This is a genomic window from Metallococcus carri (genome assembly GCF_011440275.1).
GTDB lineage: Bacteria > Actinomycetota > Actinomycetes > Actinomycetales > Dermatophilaceae > Metallococcus > Metallococcus carri.
The window spans coordinates 257,826-276,453 of record NZ_JAAOIV010000003.1; the positions used below are offsets into that span (position 1 = coordinate 257,826).

General features: G+C 70.6%; 21 protein-coding genes. 2 read left to right on the forward strand and 19 right to left on the reverse strand.

What is annotated here, in order from left to right; translation table 11 throughout:
• Positions 1 to 5: 5 nt before the first annotated feature.
• The 6 genes from resB to G9U51_RS05905 are packed head-to-tail and all read right to left on the reverse strand — an operon-like array spanning position 6 to position 5,437.
• On the reverse strand, positions 6 to 1,625 hold the full coding sequence (gene resB, locus G9U51_RS05880) for a cytochrome c biogenesis protein ResB (protein ID WP_328823339.1): 1,620 nt from the start codon (positions 1,623 to 1,625) through the stop codon (positions 6 to 8).
• Positions 1,625 to 2,371 carry a cytochrome c biogenesis CcdA family protein gene (locus G9U51_RS05885; protein WP_328823340.1) on the reverse strand — a complete coding sequence of 249 codons (747 nt, stop codon included), beginning with the start codon at positions 2,369 to 2,371 and terminating at the stop codon, positions 1,625 to 1,627. Before G9U51_RS05885 ends, resB begins: the two co-directional genes overlap by 1 nt.
• On the reverse strand, positions 2,372 to 2,968 hold the full coding sequence (locus tag G9U51_RS05890; RefSeq protein ID WP_166194602.1) for a TlpA family protein disulfide reductase: 597 nt from the start codon (positions 2,966 to 2,968) through the stop codon (positions 2,372 to 2,374). It lies immediately after the preceding gene.
• Positions 2,965 to 3,612 carry a histidine phosphatase family protein gene (locus G9U51_RS05895; protein WP_166194605.1) on the reverse strand — a complete coding sequence of 216 codons (648 nt, stop codon included), beginning with the start codon at positions 3,610 to 3,612 and terminating at the stop codon, positions 2,965 to 2,967. Before G9U51_RS05895 ends, G9U51_RS05890 begins: the two co-directional genes overlap by 4 nt.
• On the reverse strand, positions 3,609 to 4,943 hold the full coding sequence (gene hemL / locus G9U51_RS05900) for a glutamate-1-semialdehyde 2,1-aminomutase (protein WP_166194607.1): 1,335 nt from the start codon (positions 4,941 to 4,943) through the stop codon (positions 3,609 to 3,611). Before hemL ends, G9U51_RS05895 begins: the two co-directional genes overlap by 4 nt.
• Positions 4,944 to 4,981: 38 nt before the next feature.
• On the reverse strand, positions 4,982 to 5,437 hold the full coding sequence (locus G9U51_RS05905) for a MarR family winged helix-turn-helix transcriptional regulator (protein ID WP_166194610.1): 456 nt from the start codon (positions 5,435 to 5,437) through the stop codon (positions 4,982 to 4,984).
• Between the two features lie 97 nt (positions 5,438 to 5,534).
• Here G9U51_RS05905 and G9U51_RS05910 point away from each other — a divergent pair, with 97 nt between their 5' ends.
• Positions 5,535 to 6,083, forward strand: a complete 549-nt coding sequence (locus tag G9U51_RS05910; RefSeq protein ID WP_166194613.1) for a YceI family protein — start codon at positions 5,535 to 5,537, stop codon at positions 6,081 to 6,083.
• 28 nt (positions 6,084 to 6,111) lie between these two features.
• Here G9U51_RS05910 and hemB read toward each other — a convergent pair whose 3' ends face one another.
• Genes hemB through G9U51_RS05935 form a run of 5 tightly spaced genes read right to left on the reverse strand, consistent with a single transcriptional unit; the run spans position 6,112 to position 11,666 of the window.
• On the reverse strand, positions 6,112 to 7,092 hold the full coding sequence (gene hemB, locus G9U51_RS05915; RefSeq protein ID WP_166194616.1) for a porphobilinogen synthase: 981 nt from the start codon (positions 7,090 to 7,092) through the stop codon (positions 6,112 to 6,114).
• 5 nt (positions 7,093 to 7,097) lie between these two features.
• A complete protein-coding gene (locus tag G9U51_RS05920; RefSeq protein ID WP_166194619.1) occupies positions 7,098 to 8,720 on the reverse strand; it encodes a bifunctional uroporphyrinogen-III C-methyltransferase/uroporphyrinogen-III synthase in 1,623 nt (540 codons plus the stop codon).
• The gene (hemC, locus tag G9U51_RS05925; RefSeq protein ID WP_166194622.1) at positions 8,717 to 9,727 is read right to left on the reverse strand and encodes a hydroxymethylbilane synthase; all 1,011 of its coding nucleotides are present in this window, start codon (positions 9,725 to 9,727) and stop codon (positions 8,717 to 8,719) included. The genes G9U51_RS05920 and hemC overlap by 4 nt, the downstream gene beginning before the upstream one ends.
• A complete protein-coding gene (locus G9U51_RS05930) occupies positions 9,724 to 11,007 on the reverse strand; it encodes a glutamyl-tRNA reductase (protein ID WP_166194625.1) in 1,284 nt (427 codons plus the stop codon). The genes hemC and G9U51_RS05930 overlap by 4 nt, the downstream gene beginning before the upstream one ends.
• Complete coding sequence (locus tag G9U51_RS05935) at positions 11,004 to 11,666, reverse strand: redox-sensing transcriptional repressor Rex (RefSeq protein ID WP_328823341.1); 663 nt, start codon at positions 11,664 to 11,666, stop codon at positions 11,004 to 11,006. Before G9U51_RS05935 ends, G9U51_RS05930 begins: the two co-directional genes overlap by 4 nt.
• A gap of 182 nt (positions 11,667 to 11,848) precedes the next feature.
• On the opposite strand from G9U51_RS05935, the gene G9U51_RS05940 reads away from it, so the two are divergent.
• The gene (locus tag G9U51_RS05940) at positions 11,849 to 13,051 is read left to right on the forward strand and encodes an MFS transporter (protein WP_166194631.1); all 1,203 of its coding nucleotides are present in this window, start codon (positions 11,849 to 11,851) and stop codon (positions 13,049 to 13,051) included.
• On the opposite strand, the gene G9U51_RS05945 is transcribed toward G9U51_RS05940, so the two are convergent.
• The 8 genes from G9U51_RS05945 to proC all read right to left on the reverse strand — a co-directional run bounded on the left by G9U51_RS05945 (position 12,984) and on the right by proC (position 18,628).
• Positions 12,984 to 13,253, reverse strand: a complete 270-nt coding sequence (locus G9U51_RS05945; RefSeq protein WP_166194634.1) for a glutaredoxin family protein — start codon at positions 13,251 to 13,253, stop codon at positions 12,984 to 12,986. The genes G9U51_RS05940 and G9U51_RS05945 overlap by 68 nt on opposite strands.
• Positions 13,253 to 14,353, reverse strand: coding sequence for a lysophospholipid acyltransferase family protein (locus G9U51_RS05950; RefSeq protein ID WP_328823342.1), 1,101 nt, complete (start codon positions 14,351 to 14,353; stop codon positions 13,253 to 13,255). The genes G9U51_RS05945 and G9U51_RS05950 overlap by 1 nt, the downstream gene beginning before the upstream one ends.
• On the reverse strand, positions 14,346 to 15,329 hold the full coding sequence (locus tag G9U51_RS05955) for an NAD-dependent epimerase/dehydratase family protein (RefSeq protein ID WP_166194637.1): 984 nt from the start codon (positions 15,327 to 15,329) through the stop codon (positions 14,346 to 14,348). Before G9U51_RS05955 ends, G9U51_RS05950 begins: the two co-directional genes overlap by 8 nt.
• Before the next feature lie 102 nt (positions 15,330 to 15,431).
• Complete coding sequence (locus G9U51_RS05960; protein WP_003792170.1) at positions 15,432 to 15,530, reverse strand: 30S ribosomal protein bS22; 99 nt, start codon at positions 15,528 to 15,530, stop codon at positions 15,432 to 15,434.
• A 99-nt stretch (positions 15,531 to 15,629) separates the two neighbouring features.
• On the reverse strand, positions 15,630 to 15,830 hold the full coding sequence (locus G9U51_RS05965) for a helix-turn-helix domain-containing protein (protein ID WP_166194640.1): 201 nt from the start codon (positions 15,828 to 15,830) through the stop codon (positions 15,630 to 15,632).
• 132 nt (positions 15,831 to 15,962) lie between these two features.
• Positions 15,963 to 17,090, reverse strand: coding sequence for an acetoin utilization protein AcuC (locus G9U51_RS05970; RefSeq protein ID WP_166194931.1), 1,128 nt, complete (start codon positions 17,088 to 17,090; stop codon positions 15,963 to 15,965).
• A gap of 93 nt (positions 17,091 to 17,183) precedes the next feature.
• Positions 17,184 to 17,726: a GNAT family N-acetyltransferase gene (locus G9U51_RS05975; RefSeq protein ID WP_166194643.1), complete on the reverse strand. Its 543-nt coding sequence runs from the start codon at positions 17,724 to 17,726 to the stop codon at positions 17,184 to 17,186.
• Between the two features lie 83 nt (positions 17,727 to 17,809).
• On the reverse strand, positions 17,810 to 18,628 hold the full coding sequence (gene proC / locus G9U51_RS05980) for a pyrroline-5-carboxylate reductase (RefSeq protein ID WP_166194646.1): 819 nt from the start codon (positions 18,626 to 18,628) through the stop codon (positions 17,810 to 17,812).

Below are 18,628 nucleotides of genomic sequence, written 5' to 3' on the forward strand. Positions count from 1 at the left end.
GGAGGTCACTTCTTTCGCTCGGACGCTGGATCCAGGGTACGTGGGGGTGCGGCGCGCGCGCCGATGGTGTCCGCCAGCTGCTCGAGCGCGACCTGCAGCCGCGGGTCGTCGCCCTTGGCCAGCCCGCCGATCTGCAGCCGGGAGCCGGCACCCTCAGGCGTCACGCGCAGGAAGATCCGGCGCCGGCGCAAGGACATCGACATGACCAGGCCGAGCAGCCCCAACAGGGCGCCTGCGAGCGCGGGCATCTTGCCGGGGTCGGAGCGGATCGACAGCCCGGCCCAGCGCGGGGCGTTGTCGAAACTGATCGAGCCCCGCCCGCCTGGCAACTGGTAGGTCTGGCCCTGCCGCAGCAGGATCCGCAGCGGCTGCCCCTTGGTATCCTTGACCTGGGACATCGACGCGGTGTCGAGGGTGTAGACCGACTGGGGTCGCCCGCCCGGGAACAGCGTGCCCTCGTAGAGCCCGAGCACCAGCGCCGGGGCGCGGGTGTCGGGGAAGATCGAGACCGGGCCCTGGGTCTTGCTGAACGCGGCCGTCGGCAGGAAGAAGCCGAAGAAGCCGAGCTGCTTCGGTGACGCCGCCGGCACCTTGATCGCCCCGACCGAGCGATAGGTGTTGTCCTGGGGCAGGAAGGGCGTGGCTTCGTCATACAGCACAGTGCCCTTGGCGTCGCGAACCGTGACCCGGGGCGCGTAGCCATTGCCGAGCAGGAAGACCGAGGCGCCCCCGATCGCCAGCGGTGAGTTGACGCCGAGGGTGCGCTGCCGCGGTGCCTGGCCGGGCAGGCTGGTGGTCACCGAGGCGGTGAAATGCCGCGGCTGCCCCCACTGGGCCGAGCTGGGGTCGACCTGGTCCTCGAACTCGACGTCGAGGTTGTTGACCTTCATCGACCACGGCTCGAATTTCGCCGTGTCGACCCAGGCGCCGGGCTGCAGGGTGTCATAGCGCGCACCCACCGAGGAGAAGGACGAGCCCACCGGCACGATCACGTCACCCCGCCAGCCGAGCAGGCGGCCCAGGGCGAGCGCGATGATCACGATGATCAGGCACAGGTGGAACAGCAGGTTGCCGGTCTCGCGCATCCGGCCGCCCTCGGCAGCGAGCTCGAGTGGTGCACCCTCGGCGACGGCGTCCTCGCGCAGCCGGTAGCGCCGCCGCGACAACGCCGCGCGCGCCGCAGCCAGCACCTCCTGTGGCGGGGCGGCCACCTCCCGCTCGACATGGCCGGCCAGCCGGGACAACCGCCGCGGGACCTTCGGCACGGGAGCGCGAAGAGTCTTGGCCTGCAAGCGAATTCGGGGGATCACGCAGCCGAGCAGCGACACCACCAGCAGCAGGTAGATCGCCGCGAACCAGGGCGTGGTGTAGACATCGAACAGACCGATCTTGTCCAGGATCGGGCCGGCGGTCTTGTGCTGGTCGAGATAAGTCGTCACCCGCTGGGCACTGATGCCGCGCTGCGGGAAGATCGAGCCCGGCACCGCGGCCACCGACAGCATCAGCAGCAAGAAGAGCGCGGTGCGCATCGAGGTCAGCTGGCGCCAGAACCACCGCAACCCGCCGAGCACGCCGAGCTTGGGCTGGGTGACCACGGCCTTGGTGTCGTCCTTGGTCGAGGTCACTAGATCACCGTCTCGAATCCGCCGGAGCCGACCAGTTGGGTCTGCACCCAGGCCACCAGGTGGGTCCACACGCCGGCGACCATCAAGACCCCCACCGCGAGCATCAGGCCACCGCCGACCAGTTGTATGACGCGGTGCCGCTCGCGCAGCCATCGCGAGGCGCGTTCGGCCCGCGACCAGCCGGCTGCGATCAGGACGAACGGCACCCCGAGGCCGAGGCTGTAGGCGACCGCCAGCGTCATCCCGCGGCTCACCCCGCCCTCGCCACCGATCGGGTTGAGCAAGTTCAAGATCGCCCCGTAGACCGGGCCGATGCACGGCGTCATACCCAGACCGAAAGCCACACCGAGCAAGGGCGCACCGACCAGGCCCGCCTTCGGCCGCCACCGCACCGGGATGCCGCGCTGGCCGATGAAACCGAGGAACACCAGGGCGAGCAGGATCACCAGCACCCCGCTGAGCCGGGTCATCAGGTCGCGGTGGCCGTAGGCCACCGTGGTCAGCCACCCCCAAGCGGCCGCGAAGCCCACCAGCACCAGACTGAACCCCAGCACGAAAAGCGTTGCGCCCCAGACCAATCGGGTGCGGCGACGCTCATCGGTGAGGCCGGTGACATAGCCCAGGAACCCCGGCACCAGCGGCAGCACGCACGGCGAGGCGAAGGACACCACCCCGGCGGCGAGCGCGAGCGCCACGGCCAGCGGAAGGCTGCCGTGCATGACGATCGATGCGGGAGAGGACAACACTTATTTGCCCTTGAGCACGTCGTCGACCAGGGCGGTGATGGTGGCGGTGGTGACCGGTCCGGACACCCGGGCTGCGATGCGGCGCTGGCGGTCGAGCACGAGGGTGGTCGGATAGCTGGAGACCTTGCCCTGCAGGCCGAGCAGCGCCGCTCCCCCGTCGTCGGCGAGGGAGGGATAGGTCGCCTTCTTGGCCTTCAGCAGCGCTTTGCCCGACTCCGGGCCTTCCTTTTGGTCCAGGCCCATCAGCAGGACCGGGGCCTTGGCCCGCTGCCAGCCCGCCCAAGCGGCCTGCAACTGCGGGATCTCGGTCTGGCACGGGGCGCACCACGAACCCCACACGTTCAGCACCACGACCTTGCCCTTGGCCTCCTCAAGCGACCAAGGCCGGCCGTCCAGCAGTGTGCCGCTGACCTGCACCGGAGCGCCGCGCTGGTCCGGCGGCACCTGCGCGATCGTGCCATCGCCGGCGATATAGCCCTTGTCGTCGCCCTTGGCGGCCTGAGCCGCCACCGAGTTGGGGTCGCTGGAGCAGCCGGCGACCGCGCCGAGTCCGACGCCGGCCGCCAGGACGGTGGCGACAATCCGGGTGCGCCTCATGCGCCCGGCACCTTGGTGGCCATCGGCAGCAGGTCCGCCGCCGGCTCGGCATACTGCACCGCGACCAGTCGGTCGCCGTCGTAAACCAGCGAGGTGATCGAGACCAGCGCGCACTCCCGCCGGCGCGGGTCGTGCCAGAGGCGCTTGCCCTCCAGGTCCTGCCGCAGGGTCCAGATCGGCAACTGGTGACTGACGATGACCGCCTGGTGGCCGCTCGCGGCAGCCCGCGCGTCGGCGACGGCGTCCCCCATCCGGGCGGCGATCTCGGCATACGGCTCACCCCACGAGGGCGTGAGCGGGTTGATCAGCTTGGGCCACATCCGCGGCCGCAGCAACTGCTTGGGGTCGGCGCCGACGGTCAGCCCCTCGAAGTCATTGCCCGCCTCGATGACCCGCTCGTCGAGCGTCACCGGCAGGTGCAGCGCCTCGGCGAGCGGCTCGATCGTCTCCTGGGCGCGCTCCATCGGCGAGGACACCAGATGGGTGATGTCGTTGCCGCGCAGGTGGTCGGCCAGGCGCGCGGCCATCTGGCGGCCGAGCGCGGACAGCCGAAAGCCCGGCATCCGGCCGTAGAGAACGCGCCGGGGATTGTCGACCTCGCCATGCCGCACCAGGTGGACGACGGTCTGTTGCGCCCGGATCATGCGCCGAGTGTCGCATCCGAAGCTGTGACCGCCCGAGCCGCTGCCGGCAGCGCCCGCAGCACCTGCTCGACCGCTTGGTCGTCGTGCGCGGCGCTCACGAACCACGCCTCGAACGCGCTCGGCGGCAGGTGCACGCCCTGCTCGAGCATCGCGTGGAAGAAGCGCCCGAAGGCCGCGGTGTCCTGGGCTTGGGCGTCGGCATACGACCGCACCGGCTGGTCGCGGAAGAAGACCGAGAACATCGAGCCGGCCCACTGGATGACATGAGGTATGCCGGCCGCGGTGAAGGTCTCGCTTACACCGCCGGCGATCGCGTGGGCGACGGTGTCGAGGCGGGCGTAGACCTCGTCGGTGCAGCCCTGCAGCGTGGCCAGGCCGGCGGCGGTGGCGATCGGGTTCCCGGACAGGGTGCCGGCCTGGTAGACCGGGCCTTCCGGCGCGAGCAACCGCATCAGGTCGGCGCGACCGCCGAAGGCCGCCGCCGGGAAACCGCCGCCCATCACCTTGCCGAAGGTGAACAGATCGGGCGCGCCGTCCTGCTCCCCCTCCAGGCCGAACCACCCGGCGCGGCTGCAGCGGAAGCCGGTCATGACCTCGTCGCTGATCATCAGCGCGCCGTGCTCACGGGTCAGCCGGCGGATCGCGGCGGTGAAGCCGGGCTGCGGCGGGACCACACCCATATTGCCGGGGCTGGCCTCGGTGATGACGCAAGCGATCTCGGCGCCGTGCTCGGCGAACGCGGTCTCCAGGGCGGCAATATCGTTGTAGGGCAACACGATCGTGTCGTGTGCGTTGGACTCGGGCACGCCCGCGGAGTCCGGCAGCGCGAAGGTCGCCACCCCCGAGCCCGCCTGAGCCAGCAGGGCGTCGACATGCCCGTGATAGCAGCCGGCGAATTTCACCACCTTGTTGCGCCGGGTCGCGCCGCGCGCCAGCCGCAGCGCCGACATCGTCGCCTCGGTCCCCGAGCTCACCAGCCGCACCTGCTCCACCGGCTCGACGCGGGCGACGATCTCCTCGGCGAGCGCGACCTCGTTCTCACTCGGGGTGCCGAAGGAGAAACCCCGGCCGGCCGCCTCCCGCACCGCGGCCTCGACCTGCGGGTGGGCATGCCCGAGGATCATCGGCCCCCACGAGCAGATCAGGTCGACATACCGATTGCCGTCGACGTCGGTCAGCCACGGTCCGGTGGCCGACGCCATGAACCGCGGTGTGCCCCCGACCGCGCGGAACGCGCGCACCGGTGAGTTGACCCCTCCGGGGATCACCGTCCGGGCGCGCTCAAGCAGCGCGGTCGAACGTGCGGTGGGCTGGGTGGTGCGGTCCGTCATACCCTCGATTGTCGCAAGGCCGTATGCCGGGGCCGCGCTCAGGTGAGGCCCGCGCGGACCTTCGCCATCGCGTTGCCGACGGTGGCGAACTCCTCGGCGCTCAGCTGGCCGATCAGGTGCTCCTGGACGCCGCGCACGTGCACATCGGAGGCGTCTTTCACCGCGGCGAGACCGGCGGCGGTGAGCACGAGCTCGACCCCGCGGCCGTCGTTGGCGCACGGTTGCCGCCGCACCCAGTCACGCTCTTGCAACCGGTTGGCGGTGTGGGTGACCCGGCTGCGGGACTGGATGACCATGTCGGCGAGCGCGCTCATGCGCATCCGCCGGCTCGGCGCCTCGGACAGCATCGACAGCAGTTCGTATTCGGCGAGCGACATGCCCGACCGAGCCTGCAGCTCGGCGTCGAGGCGGACTTCGAGCGCGCGTGCTCCGCGCAGATAGTTGCGCCAAGCGATCTGCTGCGCGTCAGTCAGCCATGGCGTCTCCCCTGTCATGACCGGCAAGGATACGCCGCGCCCGGAATATTTGAACATTCAACCATCTTATGCCATGGTGTCAATTGACATCACTACCGCTTCCCAAGGAGCTTCGATGACCGAACAGACCCTGACCTCCGTCCTTCCCGGCCTGACCGCTGGCACCTGGAACGCCGACCCGGCGCACAGCGAGATCGCCTTCACCGTCCGGCACCTGATGGTCAGCAAGGTCCGCGGCAAGTTCGAGGACTTCACCGTCACCGTCAACACCGGTGAGCAGCTCGCCGACACCACGGTCGACGCCGTGGTGCAGATGGCGTCGGTCAACACCGGTGTCGCCGACCGCGACAACCACCTGCGCACCAACGACTTCTTCGAGATCGACAAGTTCCCGACGATGACCTTCAAGGCCACCCAGGTGACCGCCGACACCCTCGTCGGCGACCTCACCATCAAGGGCATCACCCGTCCGGTGAGCTTCGACCTCGACTTCGGTGGCGTCGGCTCCGACCCGTGGGGCGGCACCCGTGCGGGCTTCGAGGCCAGCACCGAGATCAACCGCAAGGACTTCGGCGTCACCATCGACATGCCGCTCGAGGGCGGCGGCGCCGTCGTCGGCGACAAGGTCAAGATCCTGCTCGACATCGAGCTCGTCAAGGCCTGAGCAATCCCCGCCCGATCGCCCGCCCCTTCTAGCGAAGGGTGCGGGCGATCTGCGTTGCGTAGTAGGTCGCGATGATCTGCGCGCCGGCGCGCCGGATCGAGGTGAGCGTCTCGCGGATCATCCGGTCGCGGTCGATCCAGCCGTTGGCGGCGGCCGCCTCGATCATCGCCAGCTCGCCGCTCACCTGGTAGGCCGCCAGCGGCACGTCCACCTCGGGCGCGACCCGGGCGATGATGTCGAGATAGGGCAACGCCGGCTTGACCATCACGATGTCCGCGCCCTCCGCGAGGTCCAGCAGAACCTCGCGCAGCGATTCGGTCGCATTGGCCGGGTCCTGTTGGTAGGTCGCGCGGTCACCCTGCAGCGCCGAGTCCACGGCCTCCCGGAACGGCCCGAAGGCCGCCGAGGCGTATTTGGCGGCATACGCCAGGATCATCGTGTCGAGGTGCCCGGCCTCATCGAGCGCGACCCGCGCCGAGCCGACCTGGCCGTCCATCATCCCGGACATGCCGATCATGTGCGCGCCCGCCTCGGCCTGCGCGAGGGCCATCTCGTCATACCGCCGCAGGGTCGCGTCGTTGTCGACCGAGCCGTCCGCGGCGAGCACGCCGCAGTGGCCGTGCGAGGTGAACTCGTCCAGGCACAGGTCGCCGATCAGCACCGTGTCGTTGCCGAGCTTGGAGCGCAACCGGCGCAGCGCGACATTGAGGATGCCGTCCGGATCCGTTGCGCCAGAACCGATTTCGTCACGCTTGTCGGGCACGCCGAAGAGCATCAGGCCCCCGACGCCGGCCTCGACGGCTTCGGTCGCGGCGACCACGAGCGAGTCCATGGTGTGCTGGACGACGCCGGGCATCGAGCCGATCGCAGCGGGCTCGGCGAGCCCCTCCTTGACGAACATCGGCAGCACCAGGTCCGCCGGGTGCAGCCGGGTCTGCGCGACCAGGCGGCGCACGGCAGGGTTCTGCCGCAGTCGTCGCGGCCGCGGAGCGCCAGGACGCAGGGACATCCGGGTCAGGCCTTCGCCTTGCGGCGCGAGGTGGCCTTCTTCTCGCTCGGGCGGCGCAGCGGCTCACCGGCCTCTTCGGCGGCGAGCGCGAGCGAGCGGCCGTAGTCGGCGAGCGCCTCGACCAGCGCCTCGGCGGTCGGCTCGCTCGCCATCACGTCGACGCGCAGGCCGTGCTCCTCGGCGGTCTTGGCGGTCGCCGGACCGATGCAGGCGACCACGGTCGTCGCGTGCGGCTTGCCAGCAATACCGACCAGGTTGCGCACGGTCGAGGAGGAGGTGAAGCAGACCGCGTCGAATTTGCCGGTCTTGATCGCCTCGCGCACCTCGGGCGCCGGCGGGGCGGCCCGCACCGTGCGGTATGCCGTCACGTCGTCGACCTCCCAGCCCATCTCCTGCAGGCCGGCGACGAGGGTGTCGGTGGCGATATCGGCGCGCGGCAGGAAGACCCGGTTGATCGGGTCGAGGACCTCATCGAACTCCGGCCATTCCTCGAGCAGACCCTTGGCGGACTGCTCACCGCTCGGCACGAGGTCGGGCTCGAGGCCCCACTCGCGCAGCGACTCGGCCGTCACCCCGCCGACGGCGGCGATCTTCAGCCCCGCGAAGGCACGAGCGTCCAGGCCGTATTCGACGAACTTCTCGCGCACGGCGCGCACGGCATTGGCGGAGGTGAAACCGATCCACTCGTAGCGACCGGTCACCAGGCCCTTGATCGCCCGCTCCATCTGCTGCGGGGTGCGCGGCGGCTCGACCGAGATGGTCGGCACGACATCGCTGGTCGCACCGAAGTCGGCCAGGCGGTGCACCATCGAGCCGGCCTGGTCCTTGGTGCGCGGCACCAGGACGTTCCAGCCGAAGAGCGGCTTGCGCTCCCACCACGACAACTGCTCGCGCAGGGCGACGGGCGCGCCGACGACAGCCACCACCGGGCGGTCGGTGGCGATGGCCTTGGTCGCCTTGGCCACCTCGGCGAGGGTGAAGGTGATGGTCGACTGGTGGATCGTCGTGCCGGAGACGGTGAGGGCGACCTGGGTCTCCTCCGACCGGCCGGCGGCGGCCAGCTTGGTCAGCCCGTCACGCAGGCAGTCGAGCGCGCCGAGCAGCACGACCGTGGTCGCGTCATCGGCCGAGCGCGACCAGTCGATCTTGCTGTCACCCGCACTGAGCACGTGGATGGCGCGAGAACCGTTCTGGGTCAACGGAACTCCGGCATACGCCGGGACGGCCGAGACGGCACTGACGCCCGGCACGATCTCGAACGAGAAGCCGGCCTTGTGACAGGCGAGCGCCTCCTCGGCGAGGCCGTTGAAGGTCGCCGGGTCGCCGTCCATGAGGCGCACGACGAGGGTGCCGCGGTCGGCGCGGGCCGCCGCCTTGGCGGTGCGGACGATCAGCTTGGCGCGCGAGGCGACCGTGAGGGGCGCCCCGGTGTCGCCGTGGCTGGCGTCGACGATCTCGACGTCCTCGCGCACGTGCGCGGCGAGGAAGTCCTCGCGGGCGACCGTGTCGGTGACGACGACATCGGCGCGACCCAGCAGCTCGGCGGCGCGCAGGGTCAACAGCCCGGGGTCGCCGGGGCCGGACCCGATGAAGGCGATGCTGGCCGGGATCTTGGTGGTGGTGCTCACAGGTTCTGCTCCAGGTCGTTGTGGACAGATGACGAGGTGTTCTGGGGGCCGCCAGGTCTGCTGGCTCCGGCTGGTCGCTCGGGCTCTTCCGAGCGCGGGATCACCGCGCGGGCGCCGTCCTCGAGCAGGGTGCGGGCGAGCTCGTGGCCGAGGTCCTCGGCGCGCTCGATGGGGCCGGTCACCGACCGGCGCAGGTCCAGGCTGCCGTCGATCGCGCCGACGAAGCCGCGCAGGGAGACGTGCAGCGAGCCGTCCATCTCCTCCACGATCTCCGCGAGCGCTCCGACCGGCGCCGAGCAGCCGGCTCCGAGGCCGGCGAGCAGCGCGCGTTCGGCGGTCACGGCCGCGCGGGTGTCCGGATCGTCCAGCGGTATGACGGCCGCGCGCGCCTGATCGTCGTCGCTGCGGATCTCGAGGGCGAGGGCGCCCTGGCCCGGTGCGGGCAGCATCTGCAGCGGGTCGATCGCTTCGGTGATGCGCTCCTGCAGACCGAGGCGGCGCAGCCCGGCGCAGGCGAGGATCACCGCGTCGAGGTCACCCTCGGCGACCCGGCGCAATCGGGTGTCGACATTGCCGCGCAGGTCCTGCACCCGCAGCCCGAGGCCGAGCGCGTTGAGCGCGGCGACCCGGCGCGGCGAGCCGGTGCCAACGACCGCGTCCGCGGGAAGTTCGCCGAGGGTCAGCCCGTCCCGGGCGACGAGCGCGTCGCGCACGTCCTCACGCACCGGGATCGCGGCGATCTCCAGGCCGGGGTGCGGTGCGACCGGCAGGTCCTTCAGCGAGTGCACGGCGAGGTCCACCTCGCCGTCGAGCAGCGCCTGGCGGATGGCCGCGGCGAAGACGCCGGTGCCACCGATCGTCGCCAGCGGTGCGGTGCTCACGTCGCCGTGGGTGGTGATCTCCACCAGCTCGACCTGGTGGCCGGCCGCGCGGAGCCGATCGGCCACCCAACCCGACTGGGTGGTGGCGAGGGCGGACCGGCGAGTGCCGAGGCGCAGGATCGTCATACGCCGCTCACCCCCGGAGGGATCTGGGAGACCCGCGAACTGTGCGGGTCGAGGTCGAAGAGGGTGCGCACGAGCGCGGCGTAGTCCTGGTCGCCGCTCGCCAGTTCCTTCATCCGCACGGTCGGGGTGTGCAGCAGCTTCTCCACGACGCGGTGGACGGCCAGCTGCACCTGGGCCCGGTCGCTCTCGGACAAGGTGGTGCGCCCGTCCAGGCGGGAGAGCTCGGCGGCGACCACGTCGGCGGCATACGCCCGCAGCGCGGCCACCGTCGGCCCGACGGTCGCGGCCCGGCGGGAGGCGAGGAATTCGGCGACCTCACCGGTGACCAGGTCCTCGACGCCGGCCAGGCGCTCGGCGCCCGCACCCGCATCGAGTTGCTGCAAGCGCTCGAGCGACACGATGCTCACGCCGGGCACGCCGTCGGCACCCGGTTCGATGTCGCGGGGCAGCGCGAGGTCGACATAGACCTGCCGGGCCTGGCCGTGCGCTGCGATCACCTGGTCGGCGCTCAGCACATGGCCCACCGCCCCGGTGCAGGTGACCACCAGCTGTGCCTCGCTGAGCACCAGGTCGAGCTCGGCCCAGTCGCGCACGGCAGCGCCGGTCGCCTCGGCCAGGCGCTCGGCGTTGGCCCGCGTGCGATTGACGATCGTCAGACTGCCGATGCCGGCGCGGGTCAGGGTGTGCGCGGCGAGGGCGCTCATCGCACCGGCGCCCACGACCGCGGCACGCACCCGGCTCAGGTCACCGAGTTCGGCGGCAGCGACGTCGAGTCCGCGGTGCACGAGGGAGCGGCTGATGGTGTCGATCTCGGTCTCGGCGTGCACCCGCTTGCCGACCCGAAGTGCTTGCTGCGCAACGGTTTCCAGCACCGGGCCGATGTGGCCGTGCTCGCGGCTGAGCCGCAGCGCGGTCCGCAGCTGACCGAGGATCTGTGCCTCACCGACGGCGAGGGAGTCCAAGCCTGCGGCGACCGAGAACAGATGCGCGACCGCGCGGTCCTCGAAGTGCACATAAAGCGAGTCGCGCAATTCGTCGACGCTGAGACCGGTCGCCTGGGCGAGGGCATCGGTGATCTGCACGACCGAGCCGTGGAAGGTCGCGACATCGCCGTAGATCTCGACCCGGTTGCAGGTGGACACCACCATCCACTCGTGCAGATGCTCCGCCGCACGCAGCTGACGATCGATCAGCTCGCTGCGCTCGGGCGTCAGCGACGCGCGCTCGAGCAGCTCCACCGGCGCGCTGCGATGGGACAGGCCGAGGGCGATCAGGCTCATGGGTTCACCTCCCGCAGGTCGTCGCGGCCGCGCTGCTCGTGAAAGGCCAGGATCTGCAGCTCGGTCGCCAGGTCCACCTTGCGCACCTCGACACCGTCGGGGACGGTCAGCACGCACGGGGCGAAGTTCAGGATGGACCGAACACCCATCGCCACGACGGCATCGGCCACATCCTGGGCTTGGGCCGGCGGTGTGGCGATGACCACAATGAGACCGTCGGGGTCTTGCCGGGTGAGCTCCTCCAGCGCGACCACGCACCGCTCGGCGATCTGGGTGCCGACGATGGCGGGGTCGTTGTCGACCAGCCAGCGCACCTCGAACCCTCGGGTGGCGAAGCCGCTGTAGGCCGCCAGGGCGTGGCCCAGGTTGCCCATCCCGACGATCGCGACGAACCGGTCCTGGGTGAGGCCGAGCTCGCGAGCGATCTCATCGGCCAGCCGCGCCACGTCGTAACCGACACCGCGCACGCCATACGACCCGAGATAGGACAGGTCACGGCGCAGACCCGCGGAGCGCACGCCCGCCGCCTCGGCGAGCTCTTCGGAAGACACCACATCGACGCCGTCCGCAAGAAGAGTGCGCAACACCCGCAGGTAGACCGGTAGCCGGGCCACGGTCGCGTCGGGGATCTCCCGCCGCGGTGCGGGCGCAGTGGACACGGGCGCTCGAACTCCTTCGGCGTGCGGTGCGGGGCCTATACCAAACGACTCGACGCACCGGGTGCTTGACCCCCGGCACTGTAGGCGCTTGTGAACACCGGCACAAAGTCGCGTCAGAGGGCAAAACGTGCTAACGGCACCCCGCATTCCCCGCGCTCCCCACCCTCTGGTATGCCGTTGGGATGCCCACCGACCGTTCCTGGACGCGCGTGGCCCTCACGTTGTTCGCCATCGGCTGGGGCGCCAACCAGTTCTCCGCCCTGCTGCCGGTCTACCGCCGCGAGGACGGGTTGAGCCAGACCACGGTCACCGCGATCTTCGCCGCCTACGTCATCGGTCTCATCCCCGCGCTGATCGTCGCCGCCCGGCTGTCCGGCCGATTCGGGCACCGGGCGGTGCTGCGACCGGTCGTCGTCGGCGCGATCGTGGCCTCGGCGATCCTCGCCGCCGGCGCGCAGAGTCCGGCGGCGCTCTTCGTCGGCCGGGCGATCTACGGACTGATGATGGGCGCCTCGATGGCACCGGCCACCACCTGGGTCAAGGAGCTGTCCTTCGACGCGCCGACTGGCACCGGCGCCCGCCGCGCGGCCATGTCGATGTCCGCCGGCTTCGGCGCCGGGCCGCTCGCGAGCGGGCTGATCGCCCAGTTCCTGCCCGCGCCCACCGTCCTGCCGTATGCCGTCCACATCGCTTTGATGCTGGTCGCCGGGGCGCTCGTCTGGTCGGCGCCCCAACCGGCGCGACCGGTCGCGGTTCCTGGCAGCGGCACGATGCGCGCTCGGCATACGGCCTGGAGCGGGCAGTTCTGGTGGCGGATCGCGCCGATGGCGCCCTGGGTCTTCACCTGCGCGACGGTCGGCTTCCTGGTCGGTCCGTCCTTCCTCGAGGCCGACCTGGCCGGGTGGGAGCTGGTCTTCCTCGGGCTGACCGCGGCGCTGACGCTCGGCACCGGCGTGCTCGTGCAGCAACCCGCCCGGCGGATCGAGGCCCGCCATCCCGGGCTGGTGACCCTGCTCGGCATGGCGGCGACGGTCGTCGGCCTGCTCTGCCTCGCAGTCGTCGCGCGCCAGCACCTGCTGTGGCTGACGATCCTGGTGAGCGTGGTGCTCGGTGCCGGCTACGGCCTCAACCTGGTGGGCGGGCTGGTGCGGGTGGAGCACACCACGCCCCTGGGCGAGCTGGCGATGACCAACGCGGTGTTCTACTGCCTCACCTATCTCGGCTTCTTCGCGCCGACCACGATCTCGGCGCTGTCGGAGCGGTTCGACCCGTCGTGGGTGCTGGTGGGTGGCGCCGGCGCGGCCGTGGTGTCGGCCGTCATCGCCGAGAGCGCGCGGCGCCACGCTGCCACCACCGCGGCCGCAGCGCCCGCCGCAACGCGCTGACCTCGATCCGCCAGTGGCCCACCTCGCGGCCGTCGACGAGCACGACCGGGATCAGCTCGGCATACCGCTGCTGCAGCACGGGATCGTCCGCAATGTCGACGACCTGCCACGGCACCCCCGCCGCGGTGCATTCGGCCCGCACGACCTCCAGCGCCTCCTCGCACAGGTGACAGCCTTCGCGCGAGTAGAGCGTGACCTGCATCAGAAGAAGACCGAGCGGCGCTGCATCAGCAGGGCGTAGAGCGACTGCTGGATCGTCTCGCGCACCTGGTCGGTCACATCGAACAGCAGCTGCGAGTCGTCGGCGGCCGCCGGACCGAGCCCCGCGGTCTCGACCGGGGCGCCGAACTCAATGATCCACTTGCTCGGCAACGGGATCAGCCCGAGCGGGCCGAACCACGGGAAGGTGGGCGTGAGCGGGAAATACGGGAAGCCGAACATCCGCGCAATGCTCTTGGCGTTGCCGATCATCGGGTAGATCTCCTCGGCGCCCACGATGGCGCACGGGATGATCGGGGCGCCGGTGCGGATCGCGGCGGAAACGAAACCACCCCGACCGAAGCGCTGCAGCCGATAACGGTCGCTGAACGGCTTGCCGATGCCCTTGAATCCCTCGGGCCACACGGCGACGAGTTCGTCCTGGGCGAGCAGCCGCTCGGCGTCGGCGTTGGCCGCCAGCGTGGCGCCGGACTTGCGCGAAAGCTCGCCGACGAACGGGCTCTGGAAGACCAGGTCGGCGCCCAGCATCCGCACGAAGCGGTGCTGGGGGTGCGTGTCGTGCACCGCGACCTGGGTCATCAGCCCGTCGATCGGCATCGTCCCGCTGTGGTTGGCGACGATGAGTGCTCGGCCGGTGTCCGGGATGTTCTCGATGCCGCGCACCTCGACCCGGAACCATCGCTTGTAGAGCGGCCGCAGCAGGGGCAGCCAGACGTTCTCGGTGAAGTCCTCGTCGAAGCCGAACTCGTCGACGACATAGTCGCCGGTCATCCGGCGGCGCAGGAAGGCCAGCGCCTGAGCGACCCGTCGCTCGAGGTCCTCGCCGGTCAGCCCGGCCGAGCTGCCGGCCGCACGCAAGACGCCGACGAGCATCGCCACCAAAGCCTCGGGGTCGACCGGCAGGCCACTCCCGGAGGCTTGCGGCTCGACCTCGGGCGGATCGGGCACCACCTGCAACCGGCGGCCGCCGCCGGAGGGATGCTGGGACTTCTTGGCGCGTTTGGCCGCGGCGCTCGCCGCGCGCTTGGCCGCCGCCGACGGCGTCGCGGTCGAGGTGACCTTCTTGGGGGGCCGGTCAGCCACGCTGTGCTCCCATCGCGACAGCCGCGCGACGCGCGGCCGGTGCGAAGACGTCGGTGAACGCTTCGCGGGTGGTCATGGCGGGTTCGAAGCCAAGGTCGGTGCGCATCCGGGTGGTGTCCATGCCGCGGCCGAAGCACAAGAAGGGCATCTGGTTGGCGTCGAACTGGCCGAGGCCGAGCCGGGCGCCGACCTGCTGCACGGCAGCCGCGGTGAACGGCAGCACCGGCACGAACGGCTTGCGCGCGATCCGGGCGGCCTGGCGCACGGTGAGTATGCCGTCCGCCGCGACATTGATCGTGCCGCCGAGCGAGGACAGCGCGGCGGTGCGCAGCGCCTCGAGCGCGTCCTCGAGGTGCAGCACCTGGAAGCGGCCGTCGAAGCCGAGCGGCACCGGCAGCACCGGCATCGAGAAGTAGTCGGCGAGCGGGGTGCGCAGCGAGCGGTCGATGACATTGGCCATCCGCAACGTGCACACCTGCACGTCCGGGCGGCGGCGAGCGAAACCCCGCACGTAGTTCTCGACCTCGGCCGAGTCCTTGCCGAACCCCCCGACCGGGGTATGCCGGGCCTGCATCTCCTCGGTGAACATCGCCGGGTCCCCCGGGGAGGAGCCGTAGACAGCCGAGGAGGATTTCACGACCAAGCGCTGGAGGGATTCCGCACGCTGGCAGGCGGCCAGCAACTGCATCGTCCCGATGACGTTGATGTCCTTTTGGGAGGTGCGGCCGCCGGCCTGCCGCGGCGTCATGATCACCCCGAGGTGCAGCACGGTGTCGACCTTCTCGTGGGCGATGATGCGCCCGATCATCGGGTTGCGGATGTCGGCACGCACGAACTGGGCGTTGCCGATCGAGTGCGTGGGCGGCACCGCGTCGACCGCGATGACCCGGTCGATGTCCGGGTCGAGGCTGAGGCGCTGGGCCGTCATACCGCCGACGAGCCGGGACACACCGGTGATCAGGACCACCTTGCCCATTGCTTGCCCCTCCCTTGCCGCAGCGCGCCGATCCTATGATGCAGCAGGCCCCGGCGTCCTCAGTGCGAGGACTCCGGGGCCGAAGCGTTCACGACGTGGACGTCACTTCTTGTTGCGACGCTGGTGGCGCGTCTTGCGCAGCAGCTTGCGGTGCTTCTTCTTGGCCATGCGCTTGCGGCGCTTCTTGATGACGGAACCCATGCGTCGTCGGTGTCCTTACTGGTGATCGAATGCTGGTCGGAGGCGCCACGAGGCACTCCTCCTAGCTTACGGCAGGAGGTCGAACCGGCCCAAAATCGCTCAGGCGGTGCCCATATAGGACTGCTTGAGATAGGTGTCGACAGCATCCTCGGGCACCCGGAACGAACGCCCGACGCGCACGGCAGGCAACTCCCCGCTGTGCACGAGCCGGTACACGGTCATCTTCGACACGCGCATCACGGCGGCGACCTCGGCGACGGTCATGAACGTGACCTCGCCGAGCTGGCGCTCTTGCTCCATGGGCACCGGGCCTTTCGGGCTTTTTTTGCTGAGACGGATGTTGTCTGGGGTGCAGACTAGGGGCTGTGGGGCCTCTGTGGAAAGTACTGGGGGCAACTCGTCCAGTCGACACGCCGAGCGGGCGCCGATTTTTCAGTCGAACCAGATGTCGAGACCGTGGTGGGGGAAGACCGCCTCCCGGGTCGCCATCACCGCCCGGTCGACCGCGTCCTCCGGGTCGGCGCCGAGCGCCCACGAGCGATACCAGACCACCCCGTTGTCGGCGACGCCGTCGCCCATCCGAGGCGGCCCCGGCCGGCCGACGATCTCCTGCACGTGCTCGCGCCAATCGGCCGGCACCGGCGTGGTGAGCTCCACCGGCTGATGGGCGGCGATCGCGGTGAGATGGGACCACGCGCGGGGCACCACGTCGACCAGCTCGTAGCCGCCACCGCCGAGCGCGATCCACTTGCCGTCGCAGACCTGGTGGGCCAGGTCGTGCATCGTCTCGTATGCCGTCCGCTGTGCGTCGACCGACAACGCCATGTGCGCGAGTGGGTCGGAGTAGTGACTGTCGCAGCCTTGCTGGGTGACCAGGATCTGCGGCTGGAAGGCGCGCACCACCGGCGGGATCACCGCGTGCACGGCCCGCAGCCAGGCGGCGTCGCCGGTGCCCGGCGGGAGGGCGAGGTTGACCGCCATACCCTCCGCGCCGGGACCGCCGATCTCGCCGGGGAAACCGGTGCCGGGAAAGAGCACCCGGCCGGTCTCGTGCACCGACATCGTGAGCACCCGCGGGTCGTCCCAGAAGATCCGCTCCACCCCGTCGCCGTGGTGCACGTCCAGGTCGAGATAGGCGACCCGCTCGGCGCCATTGCGCAGCAGCCAGTCGATGCCGAGCGCCGCGTCGTTGTAGATGCAAAAGCCGGACGCCTTGTCCCGCATCGCGTGGTGCAGTCCGCCGCTGTAGTTCACGACATGCGCCGCCTCGCCCCGCCATACGGCTTGGGCGGCCTGGACGGTCGCGGCGGCGATCAGCGCGGACGATTCGTGCATGCCACGGAAGGCCGGGTCGTCCTCGGTGCCGAGCCCGTAGGACTCGTCGGCGTTCGCCGGGTCGAGCGAGGCCGCCTTGACCGCCCGGACGAACTCGGGGGTGTGGACGCGGTGCAGCATGGCGTCGACGTCGTCGGGCAGCACGGGCGGGACGACCTGCAGGTGATCGAGCACGCCGAGCGAGCGCGCCAGCCGGGTGGTGAGGTCGAGCCGCAGCGGGTTCATCGGGTGGTGAGCGCCGAAGTCATAGCGCGTGAACGCCTGGTCCCAGATCAGCTGGACCGGCGCACCATTGGCGGTCACCGCGCGAAAACCCTTCTACTGCAGCGAGTTCGGCACCGCACCGGGGTCGTCGCCGAGGGGGTAGACCATCGCCATCTCCTCGTCGTCCGGGGCGTTGGGGCTGGCGTGCTTCATCGTGCGCCGGGCGTCGGTAGGGCGGAAGCCGAAGCTGCTCGCGAAGGCCACGGCGCGACCGTTGTCGGTGGCGACCCAGTAGACGAGGTGGCCGTAGTCGTCGGCCTTGGCCTGCTCGGCGCCGGCCTGCACGAGCTTCCAGGCGACGCCCTTGCCGCGCAGGTCGGGGTTGACCCACAGGCCGAACAGCTCGGCCACCCGGTCGTCGGCGTCCTCGGCTTCGAAGCCACCCACCGACACCACGCCCACGACGTCATCGCCGTCCTGGGCGACCAGCCGGGTGGAGCGCTGCATGCGGCGGCGCCACAGCTCCTCGTCATACTGCTGTTCCTCGGCGGCGGAGGCGGAGAACGCCTCGGGCGACTCCTTGAGCGCGGCCAGGCGGACGTCCCGATAGGTCTGCCAGTCCTCATCGCCCAGGAGGCGAACCGTGATGTCGCTCATGCTGCACACCTTTCCATGCATGCCTGGAACCCCGTCAGGCAGGGGCAGTGCCGAGATCGGCGATCACACCCTAACGAGCAGGCTCAACCCTGCGCGAGTTCGGCCGACCGCCGGGCGGCGGCCTCCATCGCGGTGAGGAAGGCCGCGCGCACCTTGTGGTCGTCCAGCTCGCGCAGCGCGCTCATCGTGGTGCCTCCGGGCGAGGAGACCTGCTCGCGCAGCACCGTCGGGTGGGTGCCGGTCTCCTTCAGCATCGTCGCGGCGCCGTAGAGCGTCTGCACCACGAGCTCGGTCGCGGTGGCGCGCGGCAGCCCGAGCAGCACGCCCGCCTCGATCATCGCCTCCACGACATAGAAGATGTATGCCGGTCCGCTGCCGCTGATCGCGGTGACCGCGTCCTGGTAGTGCTCCGGCACGGCGACGACCCGGCCGCAGGCGCGCATCAGGTCGGTGGCGATCTGCACGTGCGCCTCGTCGCAGTGCGTGCCCGCACTGACCGCGGCCATTCCCTCGTCGACGAGGGCGGGGGTGTTGGGCATCACCCGGGCGACCGGGGTGCCGTCGGGCAGCCGGTCCTGCAGGAAGGTCGTGGTGATGCCGGCCGCCAGGGAGACCACGAGCGTGCCGGGGCGCAGGTGGTCGCTGACATCGCGCAGCAACGTCGTCATGTCCTGCGGCTTGACCGCGATCACGACGGTGTCGGCGCCGGCCACCGCGTCGGCGGTGCTGCCGACGCGCACGCCATAGCCCTTCTTCAGCTGGGCGGTGCGCTCGGGGTTGCGGTCGGACACCGTCACCAGGCGGGCGGGGTGGCCGGCGCGCAGCAGGCCGGACAGCAGGGCTTCGCCCATCACTCCGGCCCCGAGCAGGGCGATGGGCGAGTGGTCGCGCGCGGTCGTCAT